The 23,374-nt window shown below is 38.4% G+C and carries 18 protein-coding genes and 1 pseudogene; 14 read left to right on the forward strand and 5 right to left on the reverse strand.

Annotated features, from left to right (window positions below; genetic code table 11):
• The first annotated feature begins 348 nt into the window (after positions 1–348).
• The 4 genes from I6F65_RS00460 to I6F65_RS00475 all read left to right on the forward strand — a co-directional run bounded on the left by I6F65_RS00460 (position 349) and on the right by I6F65_RS00475 (position 7,697).
• On the forward strand, positions 349–3,033 hold the full coding sequence (locus I6F65_RS00460) for a TonB-dependent receptor (RefSeq protein ID WP_197110971.1): 2,685 nt from the start codon (positions 349–351) through the stop codon (positions 3,031–3,033).
• Between the two features lie 113 nt (positions 3,034–3,146).
• Positions 3,147–5,711, forward strand: coding sequence for a glycoside hydrolase family 3 protein (locus I6F65_RS00465; RefSeq protein ID WP_197110972.1), 2,565 nt, complete (start codon positions 3,147–3,149; stop codon positions 5,709–5,711).
• 122 nt (positions 5,712–5,833) lie between these two features.
• Complete coding sequence (locus I6F65_RS00470; protein ID WP_166109224.1) at positions 5,834–6,916, forward strand: histidine kinase; 1,083 nt, start codon at positions 5,834–5,836, stop codon at positions 6,914–6,916.
• Positions 6,891–7,697, forward strand: a complete 807-nt coding sequence (locus I6F65_RS00475) for a LytTR family DNA-binding domain-containing protein (protein WP_197110973.1) — start codon at positions 6,891–6,893, stop codon at positions 7,695–7,697. The genes I6F65_RS00470 and I6F65_RS00475 overlap by 26 nt, the downstream gene beginning before the upstream one ends.
• 270 nt (positions 7,698–7,967) lie before the next feature.
• Here I6F65_RS00475 and I6F65_RS00480 read toward each other — a convergent pair whose 3' ends face one another.
• Together I6F65_RS00480 and I6F65_RS00485 are read right to left on the reverse strand one after the other, a co-directional pair.
• A complete protein-coding gene (locus I6F65_RS00480; RefSeq protein WP_197110974.1) occupies positions 7,968–8,561 on the reverse strand; it encodes a hypothetical protein in 594 nt (197 codons plus the stop codon).
• A gap of 250 nt (positions 8,562–8,811) precedes the next feature.
• Positions 8,812–9,003: a hypothetical protein gene (locus I6F65_RS00485; protein WP_197110976.1), complete on the reverse strand. Its 192-nt coding sequence runs from the start codon at positions 9,001–9,003 to the stop codon at positions 8,812–8,814.
• A 315-nt stretch (positions 9,004–9,318) separates the two neighbouring features.
• Between I6F65_RS00485 and I6F65_RS22030 the strand changes: the two are divergent.
• From I6F65_RS22030 to I6F65_RS00520, 8 genes and pseudogenes are all read left to right on the forward strand, one after another.
• Positions 9,319–9,444 (forward strand): annotated as a pseudogene (locus tag I6F65_RS22030) (transposase); the annotation flags it as partial.
• A gap of 358 nt (positions 9,445–9,802) precedes the next feature.
• A complete protein-coding gene (locus I6F65_RS00490; protein WP_197110978.1) occupies positions 9,803–10,558 on the forward strand; it encodes a hypothetical protein in 756 nt (251 codons plus the stop codon).
• 318 nt (positions 10,559–10,876) lie between these two features.
• Positions 10,877–11,602, forward strand: coding sequence for a hypothetical protein (locus I6F65_RS00495; protein WP_197110980.1), 726 nt, complete (start codon positions 10,877–10,879; stop codon positions 11,600–11,602).
• 324 nt (positions 11,603–11,926) lie between these two features.
• On the forward strand, positions 11,927–12,781 hold the full coding sequence (locus I6F65_RS00500) for an immunity 49 family protein (RefSeq protein ID WP_197110982.1): 855 nt from the start codon (positions 11,927–11,929) through the stop codon (positions 12,779–12,781).
• Positions 12,782–12,807: 26 nt separating this feature from the next.
• On the forward strand, positions 12,808–13,026 hold the full coding sequence (locus I6F65_RS00505) for a hypothetical protein (RefSeq protein ID WP_197110984.1): 219 nt from the start codon (positions 12,808–12,810) through the stop codon (positions 13,024–13,026).
• Positions 13,019–13,870, forward strand: coding sequence for an immunity 49 family protein (locus I6F65_RS00510; protein WP_197110986.1), 852 nt, complete (start codon positions 13,019–13,021; stop codon positions 13,868–13,870). The genes I6F65_RS00505 and I6F65_RS00510 overlap by 8 nt, the downstream gene beginning before the upstream one ends.
• A 229-nt stretch (positions 13,871–14,099) precedes the next feature.
• Positions 14,100–14,657, forward strand: coding sequence for an SMI1/KNR4 family protein (locus I6F65_RS00515; RefSeq protein ID WP_197110988.1), 558 nt, complete (start codon positions 14,100–14,102; stop codon positions 14,655–14,657).
• 107 nt (positions 14,658–14,764) lie between these two features.
• Positions 14,765–15,055, forward strand: coding sequence for a DUF2442 domain-containing protein (locus I6F65_RS00520; protein WP_197110990.1), 291 nt, complete (start codon positions 14,765–14,767; stop codon positions 15,053–15,055).
• Between the two features lie 63 nt (positions 15,056–15,118).
• Here I6F65_RS00520 and I6F65_RS00525 read toward each other — a convergent pair whose 3' ends face one another.
• Together I6F65_RS00525 and I6F65_RS00530 are read right to left on the reverse strand one after the other, a co-directional pair.
• Entirely contained in the window at positions 15,119–16,696 is a 1,578-nt protein-coding gene (locus I6F65_RS00525; RefSeq protein WP_197110992.1) for a sulfotransferase, read from the reverse strand.
• A 95-nt stretch (positions 16,697–16,791) separates the two neighbouring features.
• Positions 16,792–19,209 carry a TonB-dependent receptor gene (locus I6F65_RS00530; RefSeq protein WP_197110994.1) on the reverse strand — a complete coding sequence of 806 codons (2,418 nt, stop codon included), beginning with the start codon at positions 19,207–19,209 and terminating at the stop codon, positions 16,792–16,794.
• 479 nt (positions 19,210–19,688) lie between these two features.
• Between I6F65_RS00530 and I6F65_RS00535 the strand changes: the two genes are divergently transcribed.
• The gene (locus I6F65_RS00535; RefSeq protein ID WP_197110996.1) at positions 19,689–20,783 is read left to right on the forward strand and encodes an NADH:flavin oxidoreductase/NADH oxidase; all 1,095 of its coding nucleotides are present in this window, start codon (positions 19,689–19,691) and stop codon (positions 20,781–20,783) included.
• A gap of 74 nt (positions 20,784–20,857) precedes the next feature.
• Positions 20,858–22,054 carry an MFS transporter gene (locus I6F65_RS00540; RefSeq protein WP_197110998.1) on the forward strand — a complete coding sequence of 399 codons (1,197 nt, stop codon included), beginning with the start codon at positions 20,858–20,860 and terminating at the stop codon, positions 22,052–22,054.
• A 69-nt stretch (positions 22,055–22,123) separates the two neighbouring features.
• Here the strand turns inward: I6F65_RS00540 and I6F65_RS00545 are convergent, their stop codons facing one another.
• Entirely contained in the window at positions 22,124–22,990 is an 867-nt protein-coding gene (locus I6F65_RS00545) for a DMT family transporter (RefSeq protein ID WP_197111000.1), read from the reverse strand.
• Between the last annotated feature and the right edge of the window lie 384 nt (positions 22,991–23,374).

Consider the following 23,374-nt stretch of genomic DNA (forward strand, 5'->3'; position numbering starts at 1 on the left):
TAATCGCGCTTTCACTTTAAATTTGCTTTGAACTACTTACTTACTCTTATCAGTCTTTATTGCTTCTAAAGTAACGCAGACACACTGAATGAGCGCTTATTCGGAGCACTGATTAAAACAGCTTAATTGTGTGTTTACATAATGGTATTAAATTCGAATATAATTTAACTAAATTTTGTTTAAAAAGAGGGAACTGACAGCGAATTTACTCGGGTTGTATTATAAGCGCATCGCTTCACCGCATTAGGGTAGTCAACAGGTGTAACAGATTTGTAAACTGTTAACAGGTGATAAACTAAGTTGTTTTACTCACTGCTGACAACCCACACAAATTGAAAGGTGATACACGTGCAAAAAATAAATACAATAACTCTGGCAATAGCGCTCGCTTGCTCGTTGCCCAGTATTGCTCAAGAGTCTTTAACAGATCAAAGTGATAACACAGCACTTAAAAATAACGACACCGCGCTGGAAGTAATTTCGGTAACGGCCACTAAACGTAAAACAAGACTAATGGAAACGCCCGTTGCTATTACTGCGTTAACGTCAGCGCAGTTAAAACAAAGTGGTGTTAACAATATAAAAGATATAGCTAACTTAGTACCAGGGCTTGATATATCTACCGCAACAGACCAGTCAGCACCGGTTATATCTATGCGAGGTGTGCGCTCTACTAATATCACCGAACTGGGCGATCCTGCTGTTGGTGTACATTTAGATGGTGTTTATTCGCCAAGAATGCAAGGCGCTTTAGCGCTAATGTACGATGTAGACCGTGTAGAAGCGCTGCGTGGTCCGCAAGGAACGTTGTTTGGTCGAAACTCAACCGTAGGCAGTATCAATGTTATTTCGGCAAAGCCAGATTTTACCGATGATTATGGCAGTGTAACGCTAGAGGCTGGTAAATATAATTCACGTAGTGTGGAAGGTTTTTATAATTTTTCGGTCAGTGATGATTTTGCTGTGCGTGTTTCTGCTAAAAGCTTAAAACGTGATTCTTACTTAGAGGGCTATTACGATCCTAATCAGTATGACACCCGCCGACTAAGTGACGATGTACTTAATGCTGACGTTATATCGCAAGATTCATATCAAAATATAGGTAGCACACTTACTCAACGAGAAAACTGGTGGATAGATGCAGCTGGTACCGACCCAGAATCGCAGCAAGTGCGCGCATTAACAAAAGCAGATGAATCAGATTTTTATAATAGTGCTAACGAGTATTCTTTTAGAGTTAGTACGTTATGGTCGCCTTTAGATGGTAATTTTTCTAACCATACGGTATTTCAAAAATACGTTAACGACAGCGGCAATAATGTAGATTTAGTTAACTGCGATAAGTTACGAGGTCGTTCTGCTGAGCTGGGTGGCGACTGTTCAAACTTTTTACCGTCAGACAACACTTACCAAGCTGTAGTAAATGTACCTGGTGAGCTTAAGTTAGATATAACGTATATACGTAATACACTTAACTACGCCCTAACCGACGACCTTGATTTAGTGTGGCTGGTGGGCTTTGAAGATATGGAACGTTCTTCTGCGCAAGATAGCGAAGCAGGTTTAGATGTGTGGGATGGCGCTACTTACTTTTTAGATGGTACTGGCGCTAAATCTTATTCTACCGAACTGCAATTGCAATCATCGGATATGTCTGATCTTACGTGGATTGTAGGCGTTAACTATTTTCACGAAAAAACAACAACGCTCGGTTATTACGATAACCCAATGGACGATAAAGTATTTTGGGATCAGCCAGATAGATCGACCGATGCATTCGCATTTTTTGCTCAAGCCACGTATAAAATAACCCCAAAACTGCACGCTACATTAGGCTACCGTTTTAGTGACGAAACAAAAGAAGATAAAGGTGGTCGCTCTTATCGTTGTTCAAATGCAGATGGCTGCGCGCCAGGCTGGTTTAACCGTACAGATTTAAATAACTTGCCGGCAGATTACTTTGAAGATCCTGCTATTTATGCATCATTTTTTGAAAATGACAACAAAGGCAGTTGGACCCATCACGATTTTAGAGTGGGTTTAGATTACGACCTAAGCGTTGACACAATGCTTTATACCTATTTAGCAAGTGGCTTTAAAGCTGGCGGTATTGGCGATGTGTTTGAAGTAGTAAACGACAGAACATCTGAAGTTAACCGATTTGAAACCCAGTTTGATCCAGAAGAAGTATTAACATGGGAAATTGGCGCTAAGTCGAGCTTTTTAGATAACTCATTAAACTTGCAAGCTGCGTTTTTCTATACTGATTATACCGACATGCAATATGCATCTGTTGGTTCTATTGGTAATGTTGAGCGCCTTTCGGCAATTGAAGGTGACGATGGCAGACCTGTTTTAGATGGCTCGGGTAATCCGGTATTAGATTATATAAATCAGCCTGTTATTGCGTACTACACGCAAAATGTGCCTGGTTCAACAATTAAAGGTATTGAACTTGAGTTTGATTGGAAGCCATACCCAAGCGGTCGTATTACGGGTTATGTAACCTGGACCGAGGCTAAAGTAACAGACGACTGGTTTACTAAATGGGATTACGACTCTGAGTATTTATTTGATATTTCTTATGAAGACTCACTAGACCCTGAAAACCCATTACTACAAACCAATTTAAAAGGTAATAACTTGGCGATGACGCCTAAATTTACCGCCAATTTAAGCTACACCCATAGTGTTGATTTAGGTGAATACGGGTTTGTACATGGCTGGTTTAATGTAAGTTGGAAAGACAAATCATACTCAACAGTGTGGAATGTTGATAAGCACTTAGATGATATGGAATTTGCTGTATCTGACGAAGCAACTCGTTACATAGATGACTCGCGCGATAGCTTTGCAATGTTTAATGCTTCTTTAAAATATGAGCCGCAAAGCCAAAAATGGTTTGCAGAAGCATTTATAAATAATGCCAGCGACGAAACAGTACAACACTGGAATAATACCTCTAAAGGGTTTGCTAAAGGCAGTTTTGGTATGCCTAGGTATTACGGTGCAAGAGTTGGTTTTAACTTTTAAAAAGCATTAATAAAAACACACCGTGTTTATGGTAAATAATTTTAGCGTGACCTTTATAAGTAATATAAATCAAGTTAATAAAAATTAAGTAATAAAAATTTAAGGATCCTTACATGCTTACTATTAAGCGTCGTTTTTTGCAGCATACACCTGCGGCTTTGCTAAGTGCTTTTACTTTAAGCTTTAGCGTAATGGCAACCGAGCCAGTAGATTGGCCAATGGTTAATACAAAATTAAAATCTGATCCAGCGGTTGAGCGCCAAATTGATAAATTAATGGCTACTATGAGTATTGAGCAAAAAGTAGCGCAGTTAATTCAGCCCGAAATTGCCTACTTTGACGCAGAAAAAATGCGTAAGTATGGCTTTGGGTCGTACTTAAATGGCGGTAATACGGCACCATATGGTAATAAAACGGCCGATCCTAAAACATGGTTACGTTTTGCTGATGAAATGTATTTAGCCTCAATTGATAGCTCGCAAGACCAAAGCACAATTCCTACTATTTGGGGTACCGATGCAATGCACGGTCACAGCAATGTGTATGGTGCTACGTTGTTTCCTCATAATATTGGTTTAGGCGCCGCTAACGACGCTCAACTAATAAAAAAAATAGGTAAAGCAACAGCAAGAGAAGTGTCGGTAACGGGTATTGAATGGAGTTTTGCGCCCACCGTTGCTGTAGTAAGAGACGACAGATGGGGACGTACTTACGAAAGCTACTCAGAAGACCCAGATATAGTACAACGCTACGCTGGTGCAATGGTATCGGGATTACAAGGTGATATAAATGACGACTTTTTAAATGGTTATCATCGTATTGCTACCGCTAAACACTTTGTTGGTGATGGCGGGACCGAAAACGGCATAGATCGCGGTAATACTGTAATCGACGAAGAGACACTGAGAGATATTCATGCGGCGGGTTATTTTTCGGCGATTGAATCGGGTGTGCAATCAGTTATGGCTTCGTTTAATAGCTGGAACTCAGAGCGAGTTCATGGCAGTAAATACTTATTAACCACCGTGCTTAAGCAAAAAATGGGGTTTGATGGATTTGTAGTAAGTGATTGGAACGCACATAAGTTTGTAAAAGGGTGCGACCTTGAACAATGCGCCGGTGCATTTAATGCCGGTGTAGATGTAATGATGGTGCCTGAACATTATGAGGCGTTTTATCACAATACAGTTAAACAAGTTAAGCAAGGCGATATTAAAATTGCAAGAATAGATGACGCCGTTAGACGTTTTTTACGTGCAAAAGTACGTTGGGGATTATTTGCAAAGGGTAAGCCATCAAGCCGTGAAGAGTCTAAAAATGCAAGCTGGTTAAATGCACCAGAGCATAAAGCGTTAGCGCGCGAGGCTGTTAGAAAATCTTTAGTATTACTGAAAAATAATAAACTAAAAAACAACCAATCAAAAAACAGTCAAAATGTGTTACCAATATCACCGCGTAGCAAAATATTAGTGACAGGTAATGGCGCGCATAATATTGCCAAACAAGCGGGTGGTTGGAGCGTATCGTGGCAAGGAACCGACAACACCAATGCCGACTTTCCAAATGCAGTATCTATTTATGATGGCTTAAAAGAGCAAGTACTTGGTGCTGGTGGCGAGATTGAATTATCGAAAAATGCACAATTTAAGGAAAAGCCTGATGTAGCAATAGTCGTGTTTGGCGAAGAACCTTACGCCGAGTGGTTTGGCGATATACAAGGGCTTGAATATCAGCGCGATGATAAAAAAGATCTCGCTTTATTAAAGTCGCTACAAGCGCAAAATATTCCGATAGTGAGTGTATTTATAAGTGGTCGTCCGCTTTGGGTAAACAAAGAGCTAAATGCGTCGGATGCATTTGTAGCCGCATGGTTGCCAGGCTCTGAAGGGCAAGGTGTTGCTGACGTTTTACTTTTAGATAAAAACGACGCGGTTCAATACGACTTTACAGGTAAATTAAGCTTTTCTTGGCCCAAATTTGACGACCAATTTATTCTTAATAAAGGCGATAAAAACTACGACTCTTTATTTGCTTATGGTTATGGACTTAGTTACAAAGAGCCTAAAAATGTAAATAGACTATCAGAAAAAACCAGCCCCCCAATTAATGTAAATGACAGCCAAGGCACCCCATTTTTTGTTAGAAATCTAGCATCTAACGTTCGCTGGGCGTTATCAGACAAAACTCAAACCAACATGATGACTAAAAGCTCATCAGCCATGAGCGCCGACGGCAAAAGTATTTCTATGCAATCAGTTAACTTAGCTTATCAAGAAGATGGCAGGCAGTTTGTTTGGAATAATAAAGAGGGAGCTGGCAAGGTCAGTTTGCGTTTTGAACAAGCAACGGGTGAGTTTGAAAACCTAGATAAGCAATTCATACAATTTGATATACGTGTTGACGATACACCAATTGAGGGAGGAGTTTTGAGCGTAATGTGTGATAAACAAACATGCTCTACTCAAACAAATATAGCCACACAACTTACTCAATTAAAAAGTATAGGTTGGAAAACAGTTGCAGTACAATTAGGTTGTAATAAAGCGCAATCAACGTTGAGTGAAATTACTGATATACTTAGCATTAGTGCTCAGCAGCCGCTTAATTTGGCAATTGCTAATGTTGCGCTAGTTAAAGCAACAAAAAGCAATAGCATTATTTTAAATTGCAGTAATTAATATGTATTGATTGCCGTTTATACTCATTTATTGTTAAACGTAGGGCTGTTAGTGTTTGCTAAACAGCCCTTATATTTAGGTTGACTGGTATAATATGCGACTTTTATTTAGTTAGGATAAATGTGAAATTAGAATCTCGGCGTCATTTGTTTTGGGTTTTTCAGCTAAGCGGCTGGGGAATTTATGCACTTTTAACCGAAATAATGATAAAGCTCCCTAGTAACGAACCTTGGCAAATTCATATCCCACATTTATTACTCGATACTTTATGCGGGTTTTTAATAACGATAGGGCTGCGGAAATGTTACTTACTTGCTAAAACAAAATCGGCAAATATAAGTATTACACTTCATGTATCAGCGCTGTTAATAGCAAGTATAGTGTGGACCGTCTTTAAATGGACAGCTTTACAGTGGTTTTATGGCAATTGGTGGTCTGCTATGAGCTGGTTTGACTTTGGCACATGGAGCACAGCATCTTTAACCATGTTGGCGACTTGGACTGGCGCCTATTTTGGTATTAAATCTTACCTAGATAACCAAGCGCAAAAGCAAAAAGCTGCTGCGGCGCTTAATTTAGCAAACGAAGCCCAACTTAAAATGCTGCGGTATCAGCTAAATCCCCATTTTATGTTTAACAGCATTAATGCCATTTGTACGTTAATCCTGAAAAAAGATAATATGCATGCAGTTGATATGCTTGAGAAACTCTGCGATTTGCTGCGTTATAGTTTATATACCGATCCACTAGCTAAAATAACAGTGCACGAAGAAGTGCAAATATTAAATACCTATCTAGATATTGAGCAATGTCGTTTTGGCAATAAGCTCAATGTAAATATTATAACTGAGCCGCAATGCAGTGACTTTTTAATTCCATCAATGCTTGTACAACCACTGGTTGAAAATGCGTTAAAGCATGGAATGGATCAAGCGCAAAATATAACTATAACGGTTAAAATAGAACAGCAAAATAATAACTTAGTTATTTTGGTTTCAGATACAGGTAAAGGCTTTAATAAACATAGCCACTCTCAAAGAGGCATAGGCTTAAAAAATTGTGAGCAACGGTTAAGCTTAATTTACCCTCAAAATAATCAATTTAAAACGGGTAATAGCGAGCAAGGCGGTGCATGGGTATATATGACAATACCGCTACAGCGTACACAGGAGCAAAAGTATGCAGTTAACAACACTGATAGTTGATGACGAGTTTAGTGCCATTGAAGGGTTGATGATAAGGCTTGAAAAATTTCCTCAAATTAACGTTATTGGTCACGCATGCAGTGTAGACGAGGCTGTGGGTATTATTGATAAAACTCAGCCAAATCTTATTTTTTTAGATATAGAAATGCCCAGTAAATCGGGGTTTGAACTTGTTAAATATTTTACAGGCGATTATTGCCCTGCCATTATTTTTGTTACTGCATTTCATCAACATGCAGTGCAAGCTTTTGAAGTGAAAGCGGTAGATTACTTACTCAAGCCGGTTAAATTACAACGGCTAGGGGAGGCAATCGAACGTGCCTTAGAGCGTATAAACAGTGTATTTAACAAACAACAACTGCTTGAAATGCGTGAAAGCTACTTAAACGCGCAGCAGCCACAACTACCCACGGCTACAAAAGTAGAAAAATTAGCAGAGGCTAACAATTTAATTATTCAAGATGGGCGTAACCCGATACAACTTGTACCCTACGATGATATTTTATGTATTGACGCTGCCGGCGATTATATGTGCGTACACACCAAGCAAGAAACATTTGTAATGCGAGCCCGCATGAAAAGCCTAGAAAAAGACACACTTCCACCTCACTTTATTCGTATACATAAGTCAGCAATCGTAAACTTAAAACACATAAAACGCTTAGAACCACTACGAAATAGCGAATACAACGCTATTTTAAAAAATGATAAATTAATGAAAGTAAGCCGTACCTACAGCAAAGAACTAAAAAGTCGGTTACTCAATATCAGCGGCTGCTAATTGTATTTATAAGTAATAAAACGTAAATAGTTATGCGTTATATATTAGCCAAAGCGCCTAGTTAAAATGTGTAGTTGAAGGGCTGTATTGAGCGATGTGCAGTCAATTGGGGTTAGTTGTCATTAGCTGATAGGTTGTTTAGAGTAAAAGATGAAAAGTCCATACAGCGCCTAAATTGAATCGACATGCTGCCTTTTAGGCTCCTTTGGTTTTTACTATAATATTTAGGCGAATTACGGGTGTAAGGAAGCGTAACTAATGCTTTTTGGGTTATGTAAAAAGGCTTAATAAATCACTATTAAAAGTAATTCCACTTAAGTTATTTTCTTTTACAAGAGTTTTAAATGCTGCATTACAATAAATAGACCTACCACCTTGCGAACTTGATTTGAATATAAGATTTAGATCAGATTTGAATACTAGAGATTTAAGACCATTTTCAAAGCCATCAAGGTAAGCTGTTTCGGTTAATGAGTCGTCTTCTTCTTCAAAAATCAGTGGATTGAATAAAAACAGCTCTTTTTCACAATCAAGCGGTACAAACTCTCCACAACCCTGTAAATGATTACCTATAGCCATGTACGCTTTTTTATTAAGTACTAAGTAGCTTGATAATAAATTTATGTCATAGTTTTGTTTTACAGCCCCTTTTTCAACTTTACAGCTGAAACCTTCTTTCAACACGTCCAGTATCTTAGTTTTGCCTCGGGGGATATCATCCATCGCTATTTTTACGGCAGCATCAAAGCTCAGCTCTGTTTTTTTTGCTATTTGTTTGGCTATTGATACGGTTGTAAGGTCAATTATATCGTATGCTTTCATTGACTTATGTATTTTATAGATAATTAAATCCCTTTCCATCATTTATCCTTTTTTTCAAAAACTTTTGCCGACAACAATTTAACATTTAAAGATGTTCAAGACCAATATTGATAATTGGCGGGGTTAGCAATGCCTGCTTATGGCACTTTAGTGAAGTTCGACTAAAGCGAATAGCGAATGGTCAAGAATCGTGATGTATGAAGTTAAGATTTGATCTCTTCGGTTCTTAGTGCTGGGGGGGGTAAAGCTCCCTTTGGAGCTTTTTCTAGAATCTTCTCTATTCGTTAAGGGTTTATTCATCACCATAATCCTCTTCAAAATCTACTATCATTTTACCCGATACTAATCTTTTAGGTTCTGGTATTTCATTTTTATCTAACTCTAAAACTAATTTTTTCAAGCCAGCTTTTGCACGCTCTTCTTTTGATAAGGATTTAAGTTTTTTATTGTGAGCAGCATCAAAATTTTCAATGATATCGGTCATTATGCAACCCTCCTAATGCAGCTATTACTTTTTTGATCATATTTGAAGCCCTTACTTTCATAATAATCCCTAACATCGTTGTTTATAGGGTTCCTTATTTTAACGTGATTAGCACCTAACAAAGTCGCATAAGCATATAGTGCAAGGTATGATAAGTCTAAATGTGATTCATTAGTTTCGGGTGACTTCTCTATATAATCTAAGTCCAGTTGTATTGTATGTAGGTCTTCCCATCGTAAAACTTATTAATATATTATTAAAATTGCAGCACCAAATTGCAGTGACAGCACCAAATTGCAGTGACACCCATCCTTAATACTAGCAAGAGTAAATATATCTCCAGAAAACGGGTTAAAGCTTACAACCCAATTTACACGCGTATTGCATGGCGCAGAAGGTAGACCTGCCTCACAAGCAAGTTACTTTGAAAATTTAAACTGAAAGAGGTGAGCGAACATCAGTAACGGCGAAAAGCTACCCGCATAAAACTTAAACGACTCAGTAAAAAGTTAATACTGCATCATGCAGTTATTACCATGCGTGTAATTTAGATTTAACAGTGATAATGGCTTATTTAATGGGGCAGTTTAGCTTATATAATTAAAGTGGCTGTCTAGTTTGGTTCGTCTTTTTCGCTTAATAAGGCTTTTCAATGCGCGCAAATGGTACGCTGCGGAACTTCGCCTGAGGGCGAACATTGATTAAATGAAAGTGAAATCAATAGCATGCAATTCAGTAATATACGTTAAAATTGTTGCTTTAGTATGTATCGATTAAATTTCAATAAGGAAAAGGTAAGATGAATGGAGGATTTTTTGTTTATATCTACAAAGATAAAAAACAGAATATACAATATGTAGGCTATGGAAAAAATTCAAAACGTGCAATATCACATCAAGCTAAAACGCATAATAAATCACTAGAAGAGCTGATTGAAAGTGGTGGTTATAGTGTTCATATTGCAGGACCTTTTGATGATGAAGTAACAGCGCGAACCGTGGAAGCCGCACTTATTTCTGCTATTGATCCATTTTGTAATAAAAAGCAGGAGAAAAAAGAATGGCGCTTCAGACCGATAGGAGTAAAGCCCGAACTAACATTTCGACTTGCTGAGGCACCATTACAACTTTCAGATTTGTTAATTGATAATAAAAAGATTTTGTTTGTTAGAATATCAAATATTAACTTTTCGGACAGGGTTGGTTACGATATTAGTACACCACCTAAAGACTCAGCAATAGTAGCAAGGGTTAAAAAATATTGGCAATTAAATAAGTATATTCCTCAATGGGCAGAAAACCCAAGTGAAAGCCCTTCGCTTCTAGTAGGGGTTATAGGCTCCCCAGGCTCACAAATAATAATCTCTTCTATGGAAATTGATATTAATAAATGGGGTGACCTTGATGTCCATAAAGGAGGATTAGTAGAAGTACCTTTGAAAAATGCGCGGGAGTTAGATATGCATGATCTTAGGGGGCGTAAAATTGATAAATCAGTTGGCTTGAAATTTGGAGGAATCAGATCTCAATTTTTTCGAATTTTTCCAGAAAGCTAGTATGGTCGCGTCTTGTCTGTTACCTCTTTCTGTTTGTGAAGCCAATGGGATCAAATCTTGACTTCATACATCTACTTTCATTATGTTGAATTTAGAAAAAACAAAATAAATAACAAAGACAACACTTTAAATAGTGGGTGTTAATTTACCACTAACACATTGTACTTAAAAAACATAACACTAAAGAAAAGGACACTTCGATGCCAGCAATGAAATTAATCCAATCTGTAGGGATTGGCGGCGCAAATAAGCCAGATGATGTAAATGCAGTACAAACCGCTCTAAATTCACTTCTTTTCCTTTCACTTTGAGCACAAAATGATTAAAAACACACTGTTACTCGCTTTAACTATTATACCGATTACTGCCTGTGCGAATATTGAAGTAAATGACATAGCGCCTACATATAACTTAAAGAGCAATACCAGAGGGTTATTTATAGAACCAGTAACATCCGACAGTTTGGAGCAGGTTAATACGCTATTGAATAAACAATGGTATTTTACAAAAGTACTTACTCTTGATGGTAAGCCTGATATGGATGTGAATAGCTGTAAAACATTGCTTAAGGCTGCTAATGAAAACTACAAAACAACAAATTATCAGGCTGAATCTATACTAAAGGACTTTAAAAAAACGTGTTCGACCTGGCGCGATATGGGGCAGTTAACGCCTTCAAATAAAAGCTTTTTAAGCTCATTTAAACACAGTTTAGCATTACCAAAACAAATGCCGCCTGAGCTCGCTTTAATTATTTCGAATGATGATGAGCGCCGCTTAGCAAAAGCAAGTAGCTGGGATGAAATGAGCCACATTCAAAAGATAGTACCTGTAAATGATGCTCAAGCTATTTATTACGATAACAGTGGCGGTATTCAAAGGTTAACAATAATGGCTAAGGGTGATTATAACCAAGATGGCATTGAGGATATGGTGTTGTACATAGAAAACTCAGTGGAGGGCGGAGATTATTACTCTTCTTATAATTATATTGTGACACAGTTAACTGCCGATGCACCCTATACGTTAATTAAGCAGTTTTAATTACTTAGCAATTAGAGTCGCTGTCTCGTTAAGTTTATTTATTATAATAAAGATACAGGCGAAATTATTACTGTTGAGGCAAAAGGCGGGGCTTCAACAAGAGGTAGCCGCAAAATAAAAAATGATAAACAGGGTGAATAAGACGCATCTGAATACCGTGAAAATAAAATAATAAACATGAAATAAAAAATTAAAGAGGCACAAAATACCTGCGTTTTGATTTTAATTCTAATAAGTACGATCCTACATTTAAAAAACAGGTGGGTCTTTAAAAGTAAAAGCCGAACTAAGTTCATTTAAAAACGACAAATGGGTACCAGACGAATGATAGAACGACACTATAAAGAAACGCATATGGAAATAGTCATTAAAGGTATTAATAGATTTGAAAAGCGAATACCAAGTAAGATAAATACCATTAAGAATACAAATAACGGTGAGGTTCTAGGTAGCTCTATCCAACACGCTTTAGATGCATTTGCAAGAGCAGTTCTGGCGGATCTAGACCGCTCGACACAATTGCGTTATCTCACGTTACTTAAAGAATTTGGCACAGCAAATTTTGAGTTTGTTATGCGTGTTGATGAAAAGTTCCCCGTTACTATTGATGGTGAAACCTTTGAATTGACGGGGGCTCGTAAAACTGATTTTGTGGATAACGATGCATGGTTAAATGCTTATTATAGCGCAGTCATTTTACGTGATCGCTCAGCAATTCACTCTTTGAGAGAAGTTGATGAAATCGTTTTTTTAAATGCGAATCTCAAGTGTAATACTTTTGATTTGGCGTTAGTTAATATTATGCAAAACTTATTTACCGGCGGTGCGGATATGGGGGACCTGTTAGAAAAGGCATTACTAGCCGACGATCCGGATGATGTCCGCCTACCTTATTCTTATCGTATTTTATTACCTTTAATAGCAGTGTACCGTTGTATTTTTACCCCTGATGCCGAGGCCGAATTTAATAGTGAAATGCGTGATGCAGTAGAAAAGCATAAAGATTTTTGGAAAAAAGATAGTTACAAAAAGCCAGGTTGGATTTCCTTACCTTTAATTGCAGCAGCCGCGTTTGCTTACGACCGAAACGGTTACAAATTAGATTTTGAAACTGATTACATCCCTAATTGGCTAGTGACGGGTGAATTTTTACCTGAAATAGCTAATAAAGATAAATAACAGATAAAGATAAATAACCAATACACGTGTTTAAAAACCACAGAAGAGAAAAAATAGCCAATGTGCTTAAGCAAAATGAAGTTGGGAAAAAACTACTAAAAGAAAAAGAGACAGAAAGTCAGATACAGTATTGGCATGCAAGCACTAAGTTAAACCCTGACTCAAGTATTAAAAATGATACAACCACTATGAAGCGATTTAAAAACAGAATAAAAGCTAGTAAAGAAGGAAAATCTAATGATTAATATAACACGCGATTATGAACCTACGTTTTTAGAGCATGATACTGAACGATTTGAAGAAATTTATGATGACTCGATTGAAGATCTACCTATTAAAAGAGATAATTTAATAAGCGTTTTTGGCAATGCAATCAAAATCTGCCAATGGTGGTCGTTTGATTTAACGGATGAAAACAAGCAAAAATCCATAAAAGCATTAAAAATAGTAGCAAGAGCCGGTGAGGCTATTTTTAGACTAGGTCGAGAGCCTAAAAAAGAGCAGCGTATCGTGATTGACGATATATTAGACGCCACCTACAACGGCCTAGGTTTATTAGAAAACGGGCGATTACATGCGATGCGTTGGCAAGAAGCTTTTTTTGCTGCAGCAATTGTGCGTGACTATGACGCGATGGACAGCTTGGTTAAGTTTCCTGTGTCGTTAATGCGAAAGTGTTCTTCTAAAAACCCCGAAGCAGAGTATTTATTAACCGAGTTAATACAGTGTATTCATCGTCGTGAATCAGGCCCCAAAGGCATTGAAATTCTCAACAAGTTAATGGATGAAGTGATTGAAGGCGGCAAAAAAGAACCATGGGTTGCGTATGGTACTGGTGCAAAATCAGATTTTATTATTTCCTTTACCACACAATCAGAAGCAACACCGAGCGAAGCATTAGCAAGTGCACTAACCGAAAATTGGAAGTATTGTGAGCGCCACCGTGATTTAGAGGGGTATGAACAACCTACTTTTTACATGCCAATTAATTTGCTCGGTTTAGCATGTATGGCAAAAGACCTTGGTAAAGAAATAAACGTGCAATCAGACTTTATTCCGCAGTTTTATATTGATGGCGATTATTTATAAAAACAGCGTTACGCTTTTAATTTTAAAGTAGTTTGCTTTGGTAAAAATAACATGTGAGTTTAAAGGCCTTTAAGCATAAAAAATAATGGTTTTAGCATATGCTTATTTTGTTTGTGATCCTAGTGTATCTTATCCAATATTTGATGATTAAAATGCAGGTAAAGGTTTAATTAATTTACTATTGAGCCCAATGGCCTGGGCGTTAAGAACTAAAAATTGGAATTTTACAATGCTTGAAAAACAACCATTAATGGATATTCGAAAGCGGGTGGATGAGTATAGACAAGCTAAACATCAAGGTTTGATTCCAACGCCAGAGCATGAGAATTCGATTTGGAACACCGATTTTATACCCGAACGCTATGCAAGCATCGAAAAAGCGTTAATCGAATTGCAAGCTCGTCGATTAGGCATAACTATTCCGCACGCTTTAATGGAGCAGCTATTAATCCAAAATGGCGGTGAGCTGGATGAATGCGTACAAGATCTTTTTAATAATGCCACAACCAACTGGACTAATGCGACTGTTGATGGGATTGAAACCATTGATTCTTGGGAGCATGGTGAAGAGTCTGATTGGTTTAGAAGCGTTAATATTTTGGATAAAAAATTACTGATTATTATTGCGTCACATTCTGAGTCGCAGTTGTGTCTCGATTATCGCAAAGTTGGACCTGGCGGTGTGCCGAGTGTTGTTTATATTGACGTGAGTATGACGCCGGCTGAGGTTTTAATTATTACTGACTCAGTTGACGATTTTATCGGCTCTATTGTGGCAGCTCGCTAAGGCGAAGCTATAAAAAATTGATTAACGTTGGTTATCAATTTTTTATGCTTTTAAACAGCTAATCTAATTAATAAAATTTATAATAAAACCAATAATATAGGTTAATAATGACTTCGTTAGATTCAATGGCAATTACACATTTTGAAATTATTAAAGATTATATAATTGCAATTACGTTTGCTGATAAAAAAATTCAAGTAATAAACTTTGAACCCGTAATAGGCGTTGGCTGGATGCAAAGTTTAAAAAAACGTGAATACTTTAATCAGGTATTTTTAAACGATGTAGAGAACTTGGAGTGGCCTGAAGGGCAAGATTTCAACCCAGAAGCTTTATATGATTGGGAGAATTTTGAACAGGCGTATATTGACGATATGAATAATCAAGTAGCTAATTAAACCGCTTTAAATGACTTTTAACCTACTTGGATTAAAATAATTAGTAGCATTTTATATATTGACTTACAAAATACCCTCATCAATAAATAACGCTTCAATTTCATCAGTATGGGGCTTAAACGCTCTCCAACGGCCAATTGCTTTATTATTGAGTGGCTGGCGTACTTGCACTTTACTTGCTGTAGAAACCGGTGCGCTGTTTAAGTGAAAATCTATACATTGTTCTTGCCATTCTAGGTTACAAAAGCTCACTAAGTCTTTTATTTGCTGCTCGGGCTTTGCTACCAATTCTTCGTATTTTACTAATTTTATATTGCTGTGCAGGGCGCTGAAGTGCTGCATTAGCTTATAAAAACGGCTGTAAAATTTGGCTGTGTCGAGTAAATCGAGCGAGTAGGCGTAGTACGGGTTATTAATGGTAAATAATTGGCGATAGTTGCCAATACAGGTGTCCATTGGGTCACGTAGCATACAAATTATTTTGGCGTTTGGCAGTGCTTTGGTTATTAAGTCGATATAAAAAAAGTTAAACGGGAGCTTATCAATAAAGTGTTTATGGCTGCCCGTTATTACACGCGTTGCGTTTAAATACGTGCTGCCAAGCTGATTAAAATCAAGCTCGTACGCTTTACTGAGTGTTTGGTTGTCGAGTACATGGGGTGTTTGTGTTTGGCTGAGCTTTTTAACACTTAAGCCAAAGTCTTGTAATTCACCTGCCGACTGCACGTCGCTGTGGCTCGATAAAATACGTTCAACCAATGTGGTGCCAGAGCGGGGCATGCCTAATACAAAAATAGGTTCTGCCGTTGGGTTACCTTGTACTCGCGCTTGTGTGTGCTGTTCACTTAAGCGTTTAATATGTTCAAATAACGCAGTTGAGCTTTTATGATCAAACGGCTGCACAGCACGTTTTGTTGCTTTACCTTGTTCTAACGCGTTAAAAGCCTCTGAAAACTCACCTAAGTCTTGGTATTCTTTTGCTAAAGCATGGCCAATATGTAGTTTTGCATCGGGGTGTGTTACTTGCTCAAATACATTTTTTAAGCGTTTTATATGGCTGTTTTGTGCGGTTGCTCTAGTTAAGTCGCTTAGTGCAAAATGACTTTGATGATGAAGTGGGCTAATCGCTATAGCATGTTCGAACGCATCTTGTGCTTTATCAAATAATCCTAAAAACTTAGCGCTTACGCCGTAGTTATAATAAAACTGGGGCTGGGCTTTGTTAGCTGCTTTAGCCAGTTTAATAGCGCATTCAAAATAGTTAATTGCGTGTTCGTGCAAGCCTGCTTGAGTAAGGGCTACGCCTAGGGTGTCGGCATCAAGCGGTTTTTGTATTTGTTGAATGGGTATAGTTAAGGCGGTGTTTTTTGCTTTTTGTAATTCGCCCGTTAGTGCGTAACACTTTGCAAGTTGCGCGGTGTATTCAATGCTTTTGCCAAGCGTTAGGGCTTTTTCGATGAGCTTAATTGCTTTGTGTATTTGCCCAACAGTTAAATTAACCATCGCTAGCAAAAAATACCCATCAGCAAAGTCGGGCTTTTGCGTAACCAAGTCTACCAAGGTTTTATGGGCTTGTTGTATTTTACCTTGGTTTAAAGAGTAAATAGCGCTTTGATGAAGTTGCTTTAAGTTTGGTTGCATAGTTTTTGGTAATTATTATTGTTTAGTTACGCGTTAATAAAGTAAAAAGGCTCAAATAAATTTGAGCCTAAAACATTGCTTAAAAGTCGCTTAAATTATATTTCAAATTTATAGTTAAATTTAACACCTACCGTAAGTGGGCGGTTAATATAATAGCCATAGTTACGTTGTATTTCGGCGCCATTAGCTGATGTTATGTCCTCATCTGAACGACGAACTGAGGTAACTGCGTATTTATTGAATAGGTTATCAACATATAGTGTAGTTGACCATGCATCGGCTGTTAATTTAGCTGATATATTGCTTAAACTGTAACCCGGTAATGTTTCGCCGTTATCATGAAGTCCTACTCTTGAAAGTACATCGCTTTGCGCAGTTAAACCGTAGTTAATATCAAGGGTTTTATCGCTTAGGACTTCTGTTTGATAGTTTACACCCATCGAAAATTGATTTTCAGGCGAGCCTGGTAAACGGTCGCCGTCTTCTGCGCCATCGGTACCGTCGGCATTAAACAAAAATGGTGCATCTGATGTTAGCTCTGCTTTTGTATAAGCGTAGGTTGCATACACTGAAAACGAGTCAGATAAAATTGCACGAGTTGATATTTCTATCCCTTTTGCATTAGCACTGCCGGCGTTTGAAAGGTATGGCAATTGCCCAACTTCGGTTGCACCTGTTATTTGTGCATCATCCCAATCTATATTAAATAACGCGGCGTTAAAGTGTAGTTGGCTTCTAAACCACGTGCTTTTAAAGCCTAGCTCGTAGTTTGTAGTGGTATCGGCATCAAATAACAATTCGTCAGGTTGACCACAGCCAGTTTGTTGATCCGCAGGTAGTGGATCAGGGCAAGACACTAACCCATTTGAACCACCAATTCTAAAACCTTCGCTTACCGTTACATAGCCCATTACTGAATCAGTGAACTGATACTTAGCATTAAATTTAAATAAGTTACCGTTATCGCTGGCTTCATCTTTTTCAAATGCAACAGTGATTTCATCAGGACCCGCGCCACCATACAATGTATTTGCTAGTGGGAAGTCAAAAGCCGCTTGCGATTCTACATCGTATTCGTAAAAACGCGCGCCAATTGTGATATCTAACTTATCAGTAACTTGGTAGCCAACTTCACCAAATAGTGCAGACTCAGTGACGGTGCTTTTTGTAAGCTCTAAGTATTCTAATGAGTCAGGTCTTAGTTGTTCGCCACCAAAGTTGTCTATGGCAAATTGATCAAAGCCAGGCGTAAACTCTCTGCTTGATGCTTCGGTTTCTGTTTTGTTGTAAAAGCCACCCACAATCCAGTTCAAATCGCTGTCGCCTTGCGACACTAAGCGGATTTCTTGGGTGAAGGTATCTTCTTCGTCAATTTCACGGGTAAATGTTGAAAACGAAGGAAACTCTTCATAGCCGTAATCAAGACGAATAAGTAAGTCTGTTTGGTCGCGTTGGCCGTCGGCATCAAAGCTCGAAATACCGGTTGCCGATACGAGCTCTGCAAAGCCTAAGTCGGCTTTTAGCTCAAGGCTTAGTAATTGATCTTCTTTTTCGCGAGGCTCTTCAAAGCGATAAGCTGATTCGTATTTGCCTATTACGTCGCTTAAACCGTTGTTTGCATTAAGGCTGTTGTAATGAACGATTGAGCGGCCTTCGCTGTCTTGGTTTTGGTAAAAGTAGTTAAGCGTACCTTCAAACGATTCATTTGGTTTAAAGCGTACAGAAATACGACCTGTTGTGGTGGTCTCGCCGTTGGCATCTTTTACATTTTTAAGGTTGTTGTTAACCGCTGAGCTATCGCTCCAATCTGGATCTGGCAACGATACGCCAGGTTCGCGTACTACGTAGCCGTAATCGATAAAACCTGGGTCTTCATATACGTTTAAGCTGGCGCGTACTGCAAGCTTGTCTTCAATTAGTGGAAGGTTAAATATAAAGCCACCTTCGCCGCCTACAGAATCACTTTCTTTGGTTTGAAATAGGTCGCCGTAAACTTCAAGCGATGTAAAATCAAGCTCAGGCTGCTTTAGCATATAACGAATTGCGCCACCTAGAGTACCTGCGCCATATAGTGTGCCTTGCGGACCGATTAATACTTCAACACGCTCAATATCTACAAGGCGCATATCTACCGAAACCGGAATTTCGTTTATATAAGTAGATACCGTGCCGCCATCTGATGATGGACCAGAAGAGTTTGTATTTAAACCACGAACAATAATAGGTGAACCAGAGCGACCACCTTGATCAGTAATTGTTAAACCAGGTACCCAGCGTGCTATGTCGGCAAGTTCGCTAATGTTTTGATCTTTCATTATATCAGCGTCAAGTGCGGTGATATTTAATGGTGCATTTTGCACTGAGCCGCTGCGTCTTGTTGCTGTAACTTCAATTACTTCGAGTGATTTGTTTTTAGCGGCAACTTCTTCTTGAGCAAGTGCAACATTTGGTAATAAAAATGCGCTAGAAACGACGCTCGAAATAGCCAAGGTTAACAAGCTTGGTTTAAACATAAAAATTGATCCCCAGATTCAAAAATTTAACATCAGTTAATTAAGTAAAGTAGTTTATCAGGGAGTGAAGTAGCTTGGAATATCTAAATTGAATTTTAATTCACTTTTAAAGAATAAATATGGATTTAATTTGGCTTTGCTATTTTATTAATAGGTAACATAAGCAATGAGTTAGTTTAATTAGGTACAAATTAGTTAAAAATTACAGTCTTAATTAAAAGTTAATAGTCATGCATTTTTAAATGATGGCTTTGTTCTGCGTTTGTTAAACAAGTTATTACATAAAAATTGATAGCTCATAATGTCATTACTTATACTTTTATCAGCACTATTAAAGTGTATTTTGATCCCCATTTAGAGTGTTAAGTCGATATTATAAGCGACAGTATAAGTTATTGAGTGAGCGTGTTTGATTGCCGCTTCGTATTCTCTTTTTTATTTTGTCCGTGCCGTTGCGCACGTGTTTTTAAGGATTAACAATGAGCCAACTATTTTCACCTTTATCGCTTGGGCAACTAACGTTAGATAACCGTATTATTATTGCGCCAATGTGCCAATATTCAGCCAACAACGGCGCTGCTAGCGATTGGCATACAATACACTTAGGTCAATTGAGTTTAAGCGGAGCCGGTTTACTTATTTTAGAAGCGACGGCAGTAAACCCAGAAGGGCGAATTAGCTATGGTGATTTAGGGCTTTGGAATAACGAAACTCAACAAGCTTTAGGCAAAAGCTTAAAAGCAGTTAGACAGTACAGTCCTATGCCTATTGGTATTCAATTAGCACATGCTGGTCGTAAAGCCTCTACGGGTAAACCATGGGAAGATACTGGCGCTATTGCACCCGATGAGGTTAACGGTTGGCAAACAGTGGCACCTTCTGCAATTGCTTACGACGATACCAGCCCAGTACCAAAAGCAATGTGCCAAGACGACATAAATTCGTTAATTAAAGATTTTGTTAGTGCAGCTAAACGCGCTGATGAACTGGGTCTTGATTTAATTGAGCTACATGGTGCTCACGGCTACTTGTTACACCAATTTTTGTCGCCTCTTTCAAATAAACGTGACGATAATTATGGTGGCAGCCTAGAAAATAGAATGCGCTTATTACTGGAAGTGTTTAAAGCTGTAAGAGCTGTATTCCCTAGTGAAAAAGCGGTGGGGGTACGTATTTCGGCAACCGATTGGGTTGAAGGTGGTTGGGATTTAGAACAATCGATAGAATTATCTAAAGCTCTTGATTTATTAGGGTGTGATTTTATTCATGTAAGCACCGCAGGTTTGAGCCCAAAACAAGATATACCGGTGGCTAAGAATTTTCAGGTGCCATTTGCAACGGCTATAAAAGAGGTTGTTAAAATGCCTGTTATAGCAGTGGGTTTAATAACTGAGGCGCAACAAGCCGAAGACATTATTAGTGATCAGCAAGCTGATGGTGTAGCGCTTGCGCGTGGTATTTTATATAACCCGCATTGGCCGTGGCATGCAGCAGCAGAGTTGGGTGCTAAAGTTACTGCGCCAAAACAATATTTACGTTCAAGCCCACATGGGCAGCCATCGCCAATAAAATAAAACATAGTTTTTTGTAAAAACCCAATCTGCGTTTGCAGGTTGGGTTTTATTATTTTTGTAAAGTAGAGATAATCATGAATCAAACAGGCGTTTCACCGCAACCACTTAGCAATACACTCGTTACTATCATTGCTTTATGTTGCGGCCTTATTGTTGCCAATATTTACTATGCTCAACCAATTATTGAATTACTTGCTCCTGAGGTGGGATTAAGCCTACACAGTGCTAGTTTTATAGTGTCGCTTACGCAAATAGGTTATGCCTTGGGGCTATTTTTTTTAGTGCCACTGGCTGACTTAGTCGAAAATAAAAAATTAATGCTGATCACGTTAGTTGTGTCGTTTTTGAGTTTAATTGGCACTGCTTTAGCTGATACACCTAATGTAATGCTTATTTTGTGCTTAATGATAGGTATTAGCTCTGTTTCTGTTCAGGTGCTTATTCCGCTTGCCGCGCATTTATCGTCAGATGAAAAGCGCGGACAAGTACTTGGCAATATTATGGCGGGTTTGTTGTTAGGTATTTTGCTTGCAAGGCCTGTATCGAGTTTAATTGCCGATCATTTTGGTTGGCGTGCAGTATTTTATTTTGCAGCAGGGTGTATGGTATTTATTGCCAGCGTAATTTACTTTGCAATTCCAAGCCGGCAGCCTACGCATAAAACCACGTATTTTAAGCTTTTAAAATCGTTAAAACAGTTAATGATAAGCCAACCCGTTTTGCGCCAACGATCACTTTTTCAAGCGTTAATGTTTGCATCGTTTAGCTTGTTTTGGACCAGTGTACCGGTTGTGCTTTCACGCGAGTACGGTTTATCGCAATCAGAAATAGCATTGTTTGCTTTAGTGGGAGCCGCCGGTGCTATAGCTGCGCCTATTGTAGGGCGCTTGGCTGATAAGGGATATACGCATCAGGTGTCTTTATTAGCAAAAATAATTGCGGTGCTGTGCTTTTTACCAAGCTTGTTTGAGCTGCCGTACGGTATTATTGTGTTGGCGTTAACAGGTGTGTTTATTGATTTTGCAGTTCAAGCAAATATGGTGTTGGGTCAACGCGCAGTATATGCACTAGAACCTCAAAGCCGTGCACGTTTAAACGCTATTTATATGACGAGCATATTTGTTGGGGGCGCAGTAGGCTCTTTAATTGCAAGCCCACTTTACGAAGCTGGAGGCTGGAATAGCATTGCTTTAGTTGCTGCAGGTATGCCGCTTATTTCATTGATTGGCTATTTGGCAACCAATAAAAAACAAAGTAGAGCGGCTAGTTAAAAACTATCGCTGAGAATATAATAAAGTCACTATGCTATAGGGTGACTTTATTTATTTTGACTGCTTTTTTTAATCAAGCGCCTGCTTTTTAGAACTAGAAAATGAACTTCCTACAGATGCAATAATAACAAGTAAAATAGCGAGCCATTGCCACAAGGTAAGCAACTCACCTAAAATAATTAACCCAGCGAGCGATGCAACAGCGGGTTCTAAACTCATCATTATGCTAAAGCCTTGTGAGGGCATATTGCGCAGTGCAACCATTTCAAGAGTATAAGGCAATGCGCTTGATAAAATAGCAATGCCGATCCCCAGTGGAATTATTTCCCAGGTAAACGCTGCACCTTGCATAATTCCGCCATAAGGCACTAGTACAATAGCTGCAACTGTCATACCTAGCGCAACAGTTACTCCGCCGGAGCCTTGTACGCCCGTTTTTTTCCCAAATAATATATAACCTGCCCAACATGCACCCGCACCAAGAGCGAGTATTACACCAACTGGATCAAGGCTGTCTTGCCCACTCATATCGGGTAATAAAAGCAAAATACCAGTAATGGCGCATGCAACCCAAAATAGGTCGCGTTTGCGACGCGATGATAATAATGCAACAGCAAGAGGACCCGTAAATTCAAGCGCTACAGCAATACCTAGCGGAATTCGTTCTATTGCGTAATAAAATAAAATATTCATACCACCAAGGCTTAAACCGTACACAATAATAGGGAGGCGGCTGCCTTTTGCGGGTAAGTGTTTCCAAGGTCTAAATACCAAGCAAAGTATTAGTGCCGAAAAGCCTAACCTTAAGGCAGTTGTTCCTTCTGGTCCTACAATAGGAAAAAGCTGTTTAGCAATTGATGCGCCAGATTGAATGGTCATCATAGCGAGTAGTACACATATAACGGCTAATAAAAATTCTTTAGAAGGTGATTGCATGTTTATCCTTGGTTACAACCGATTATTTTTGCATGGTACATTCTTTTATTGATGTGCGTAAGTTTATTCTAAGAGCATTTTTATGGGTAACTTTACTTATTTTAAATAAGGAAAACCAAGTGCTTATAACTACTTTACCGGCTGTATTAGAGCAATAGACTTACCTTGTTAAAATCAATAATTGTTCGGCTCATTAGTCGTATTAAAAAGTCATTCAGCTTAAGTTTTGGTAATGCCTTTCTCTTTGATTGGTTGACAGATTGGTTTGTGTTAACTATTATTTGGTCTGCTTTGTTTGTTTACCAATATTTTTATGGGTTGTACTGTTGGTGGCATATTAAATATTAAGTGGTGAGTAAATTGGTTATACCAGTAACTTGTTTT

Source organism: Pseudoalteromonas sp. SWXJZ94C, assembly GCF_015864385.1.
Classification (GTDB): domain Bacteria; phylum Pseudomonadota; class Gammaproteobacteria; order Enterobacterales; family Alteromonadaceae; genus Pseudoalteromonas.

Bases quoted from the DNA above. Each gene is read 5' to 3' on its own strand.
- I6F65_RS00530 (WP_197110994.1), bottom strand. From the start codon at position 19,209: ATGTTTAAACCAAGCTTGTTAACCTTGGCTATTTCGAGCGTCGTTTCT.
- I6F65_RS00545 (WP_197111000.1), bottom strand. From the start codon at position 22,990: ATGCAATCACCTTCTAAAGAATTTTTATTAGCCGTTATATGTGTACTA.
- I6F65_RS00525 (WP_197110992.1), bottom strand. From the start codon at position 16,696: ATGCAACCAAACTTAAAGCAACTTCATCAAAGCGCTATTTACTCTTTA.
- I6F65_RS00500 (WP_197110982.1), top strand. From the start codon at position 11,927: ATGATAGAACGACACTATAAAGAAACGCATATGGAAATAGTCATTAAA.
- I6F65_RS00480 (WP_197110974.1), bottom strand. From the start codon at position 8,561: ATGATGGAAAGGGATTTAATTATCTATAAAATACATAAGTCAATGAAA.
- I6F65_RS00535 (WP_197110996.1), top strand. From the start codon at position 19,689: ATGAGCCAACTATTTTCACCTTTATCGCTTGGGCAACTAACGTTAGAT.
- I6F65_RS00540 (WP_197110998.1), top strand. From the start codon at position 20,858: ATGAATCAAACAGGCGTTTCACCGCAACCACTTAGCAATACACTCGTT.
- I6F65_RS00515 (WP_197110988.1), top strand. From the start codon at position 14,100: ATGCTTGAAAAACAACCATTAATGGATATTCGAAAGCGGGTGGATGAG.
- I6F65_RS00490 (WP_197110978.1), top strand. From the start codon at position 9,803: ATGAATGGAGGATTTTTTGTTTATATCTACAAAGATAAAAAACAGAAT.
- I6F65_RS00465 (WP_197110972.1), top strand. From the start codon at position 3,147: ATGCTTACTATTAAGCGTCGTTTTTTGCAGCATACACCTGCGGCTTTG.
- I6F65_RS00510 (WP_197110986.1), top strand. From the start codon at position 13,019: ATGATTAATATAACACGCGATTATGAACCTACGTTTTTAGAGCATGAT.
- I6F65_RS00475 (WP_197110973.1), top strand. From the start codon at position 6,891: ATGCAGTTAACAACACTGATAGTTGATGACGAGTTTAGTGCCATTGAA.
- I6F65_RS00485 (WP_197110976.1), bottom strand. From the start codon at position 9,003: ATGACCGATATCATTGAAAATTTTGATGCTGCTCACAATAAAAAACTT.
- I6F65_RS00520 (WP_197110990.1), top strand. From the start codon at position 14,765: ATGACTTCGTTAGATTCAATGGCAATTACACATTTTGAAATTATTAAA.
- I6F65_RS00495 (WP_197110980.1), top strand. From the start codon at position 10,877: ATGATTAAAAACACACTGTTACTCGCTTTAACTATTATACCGATTACT.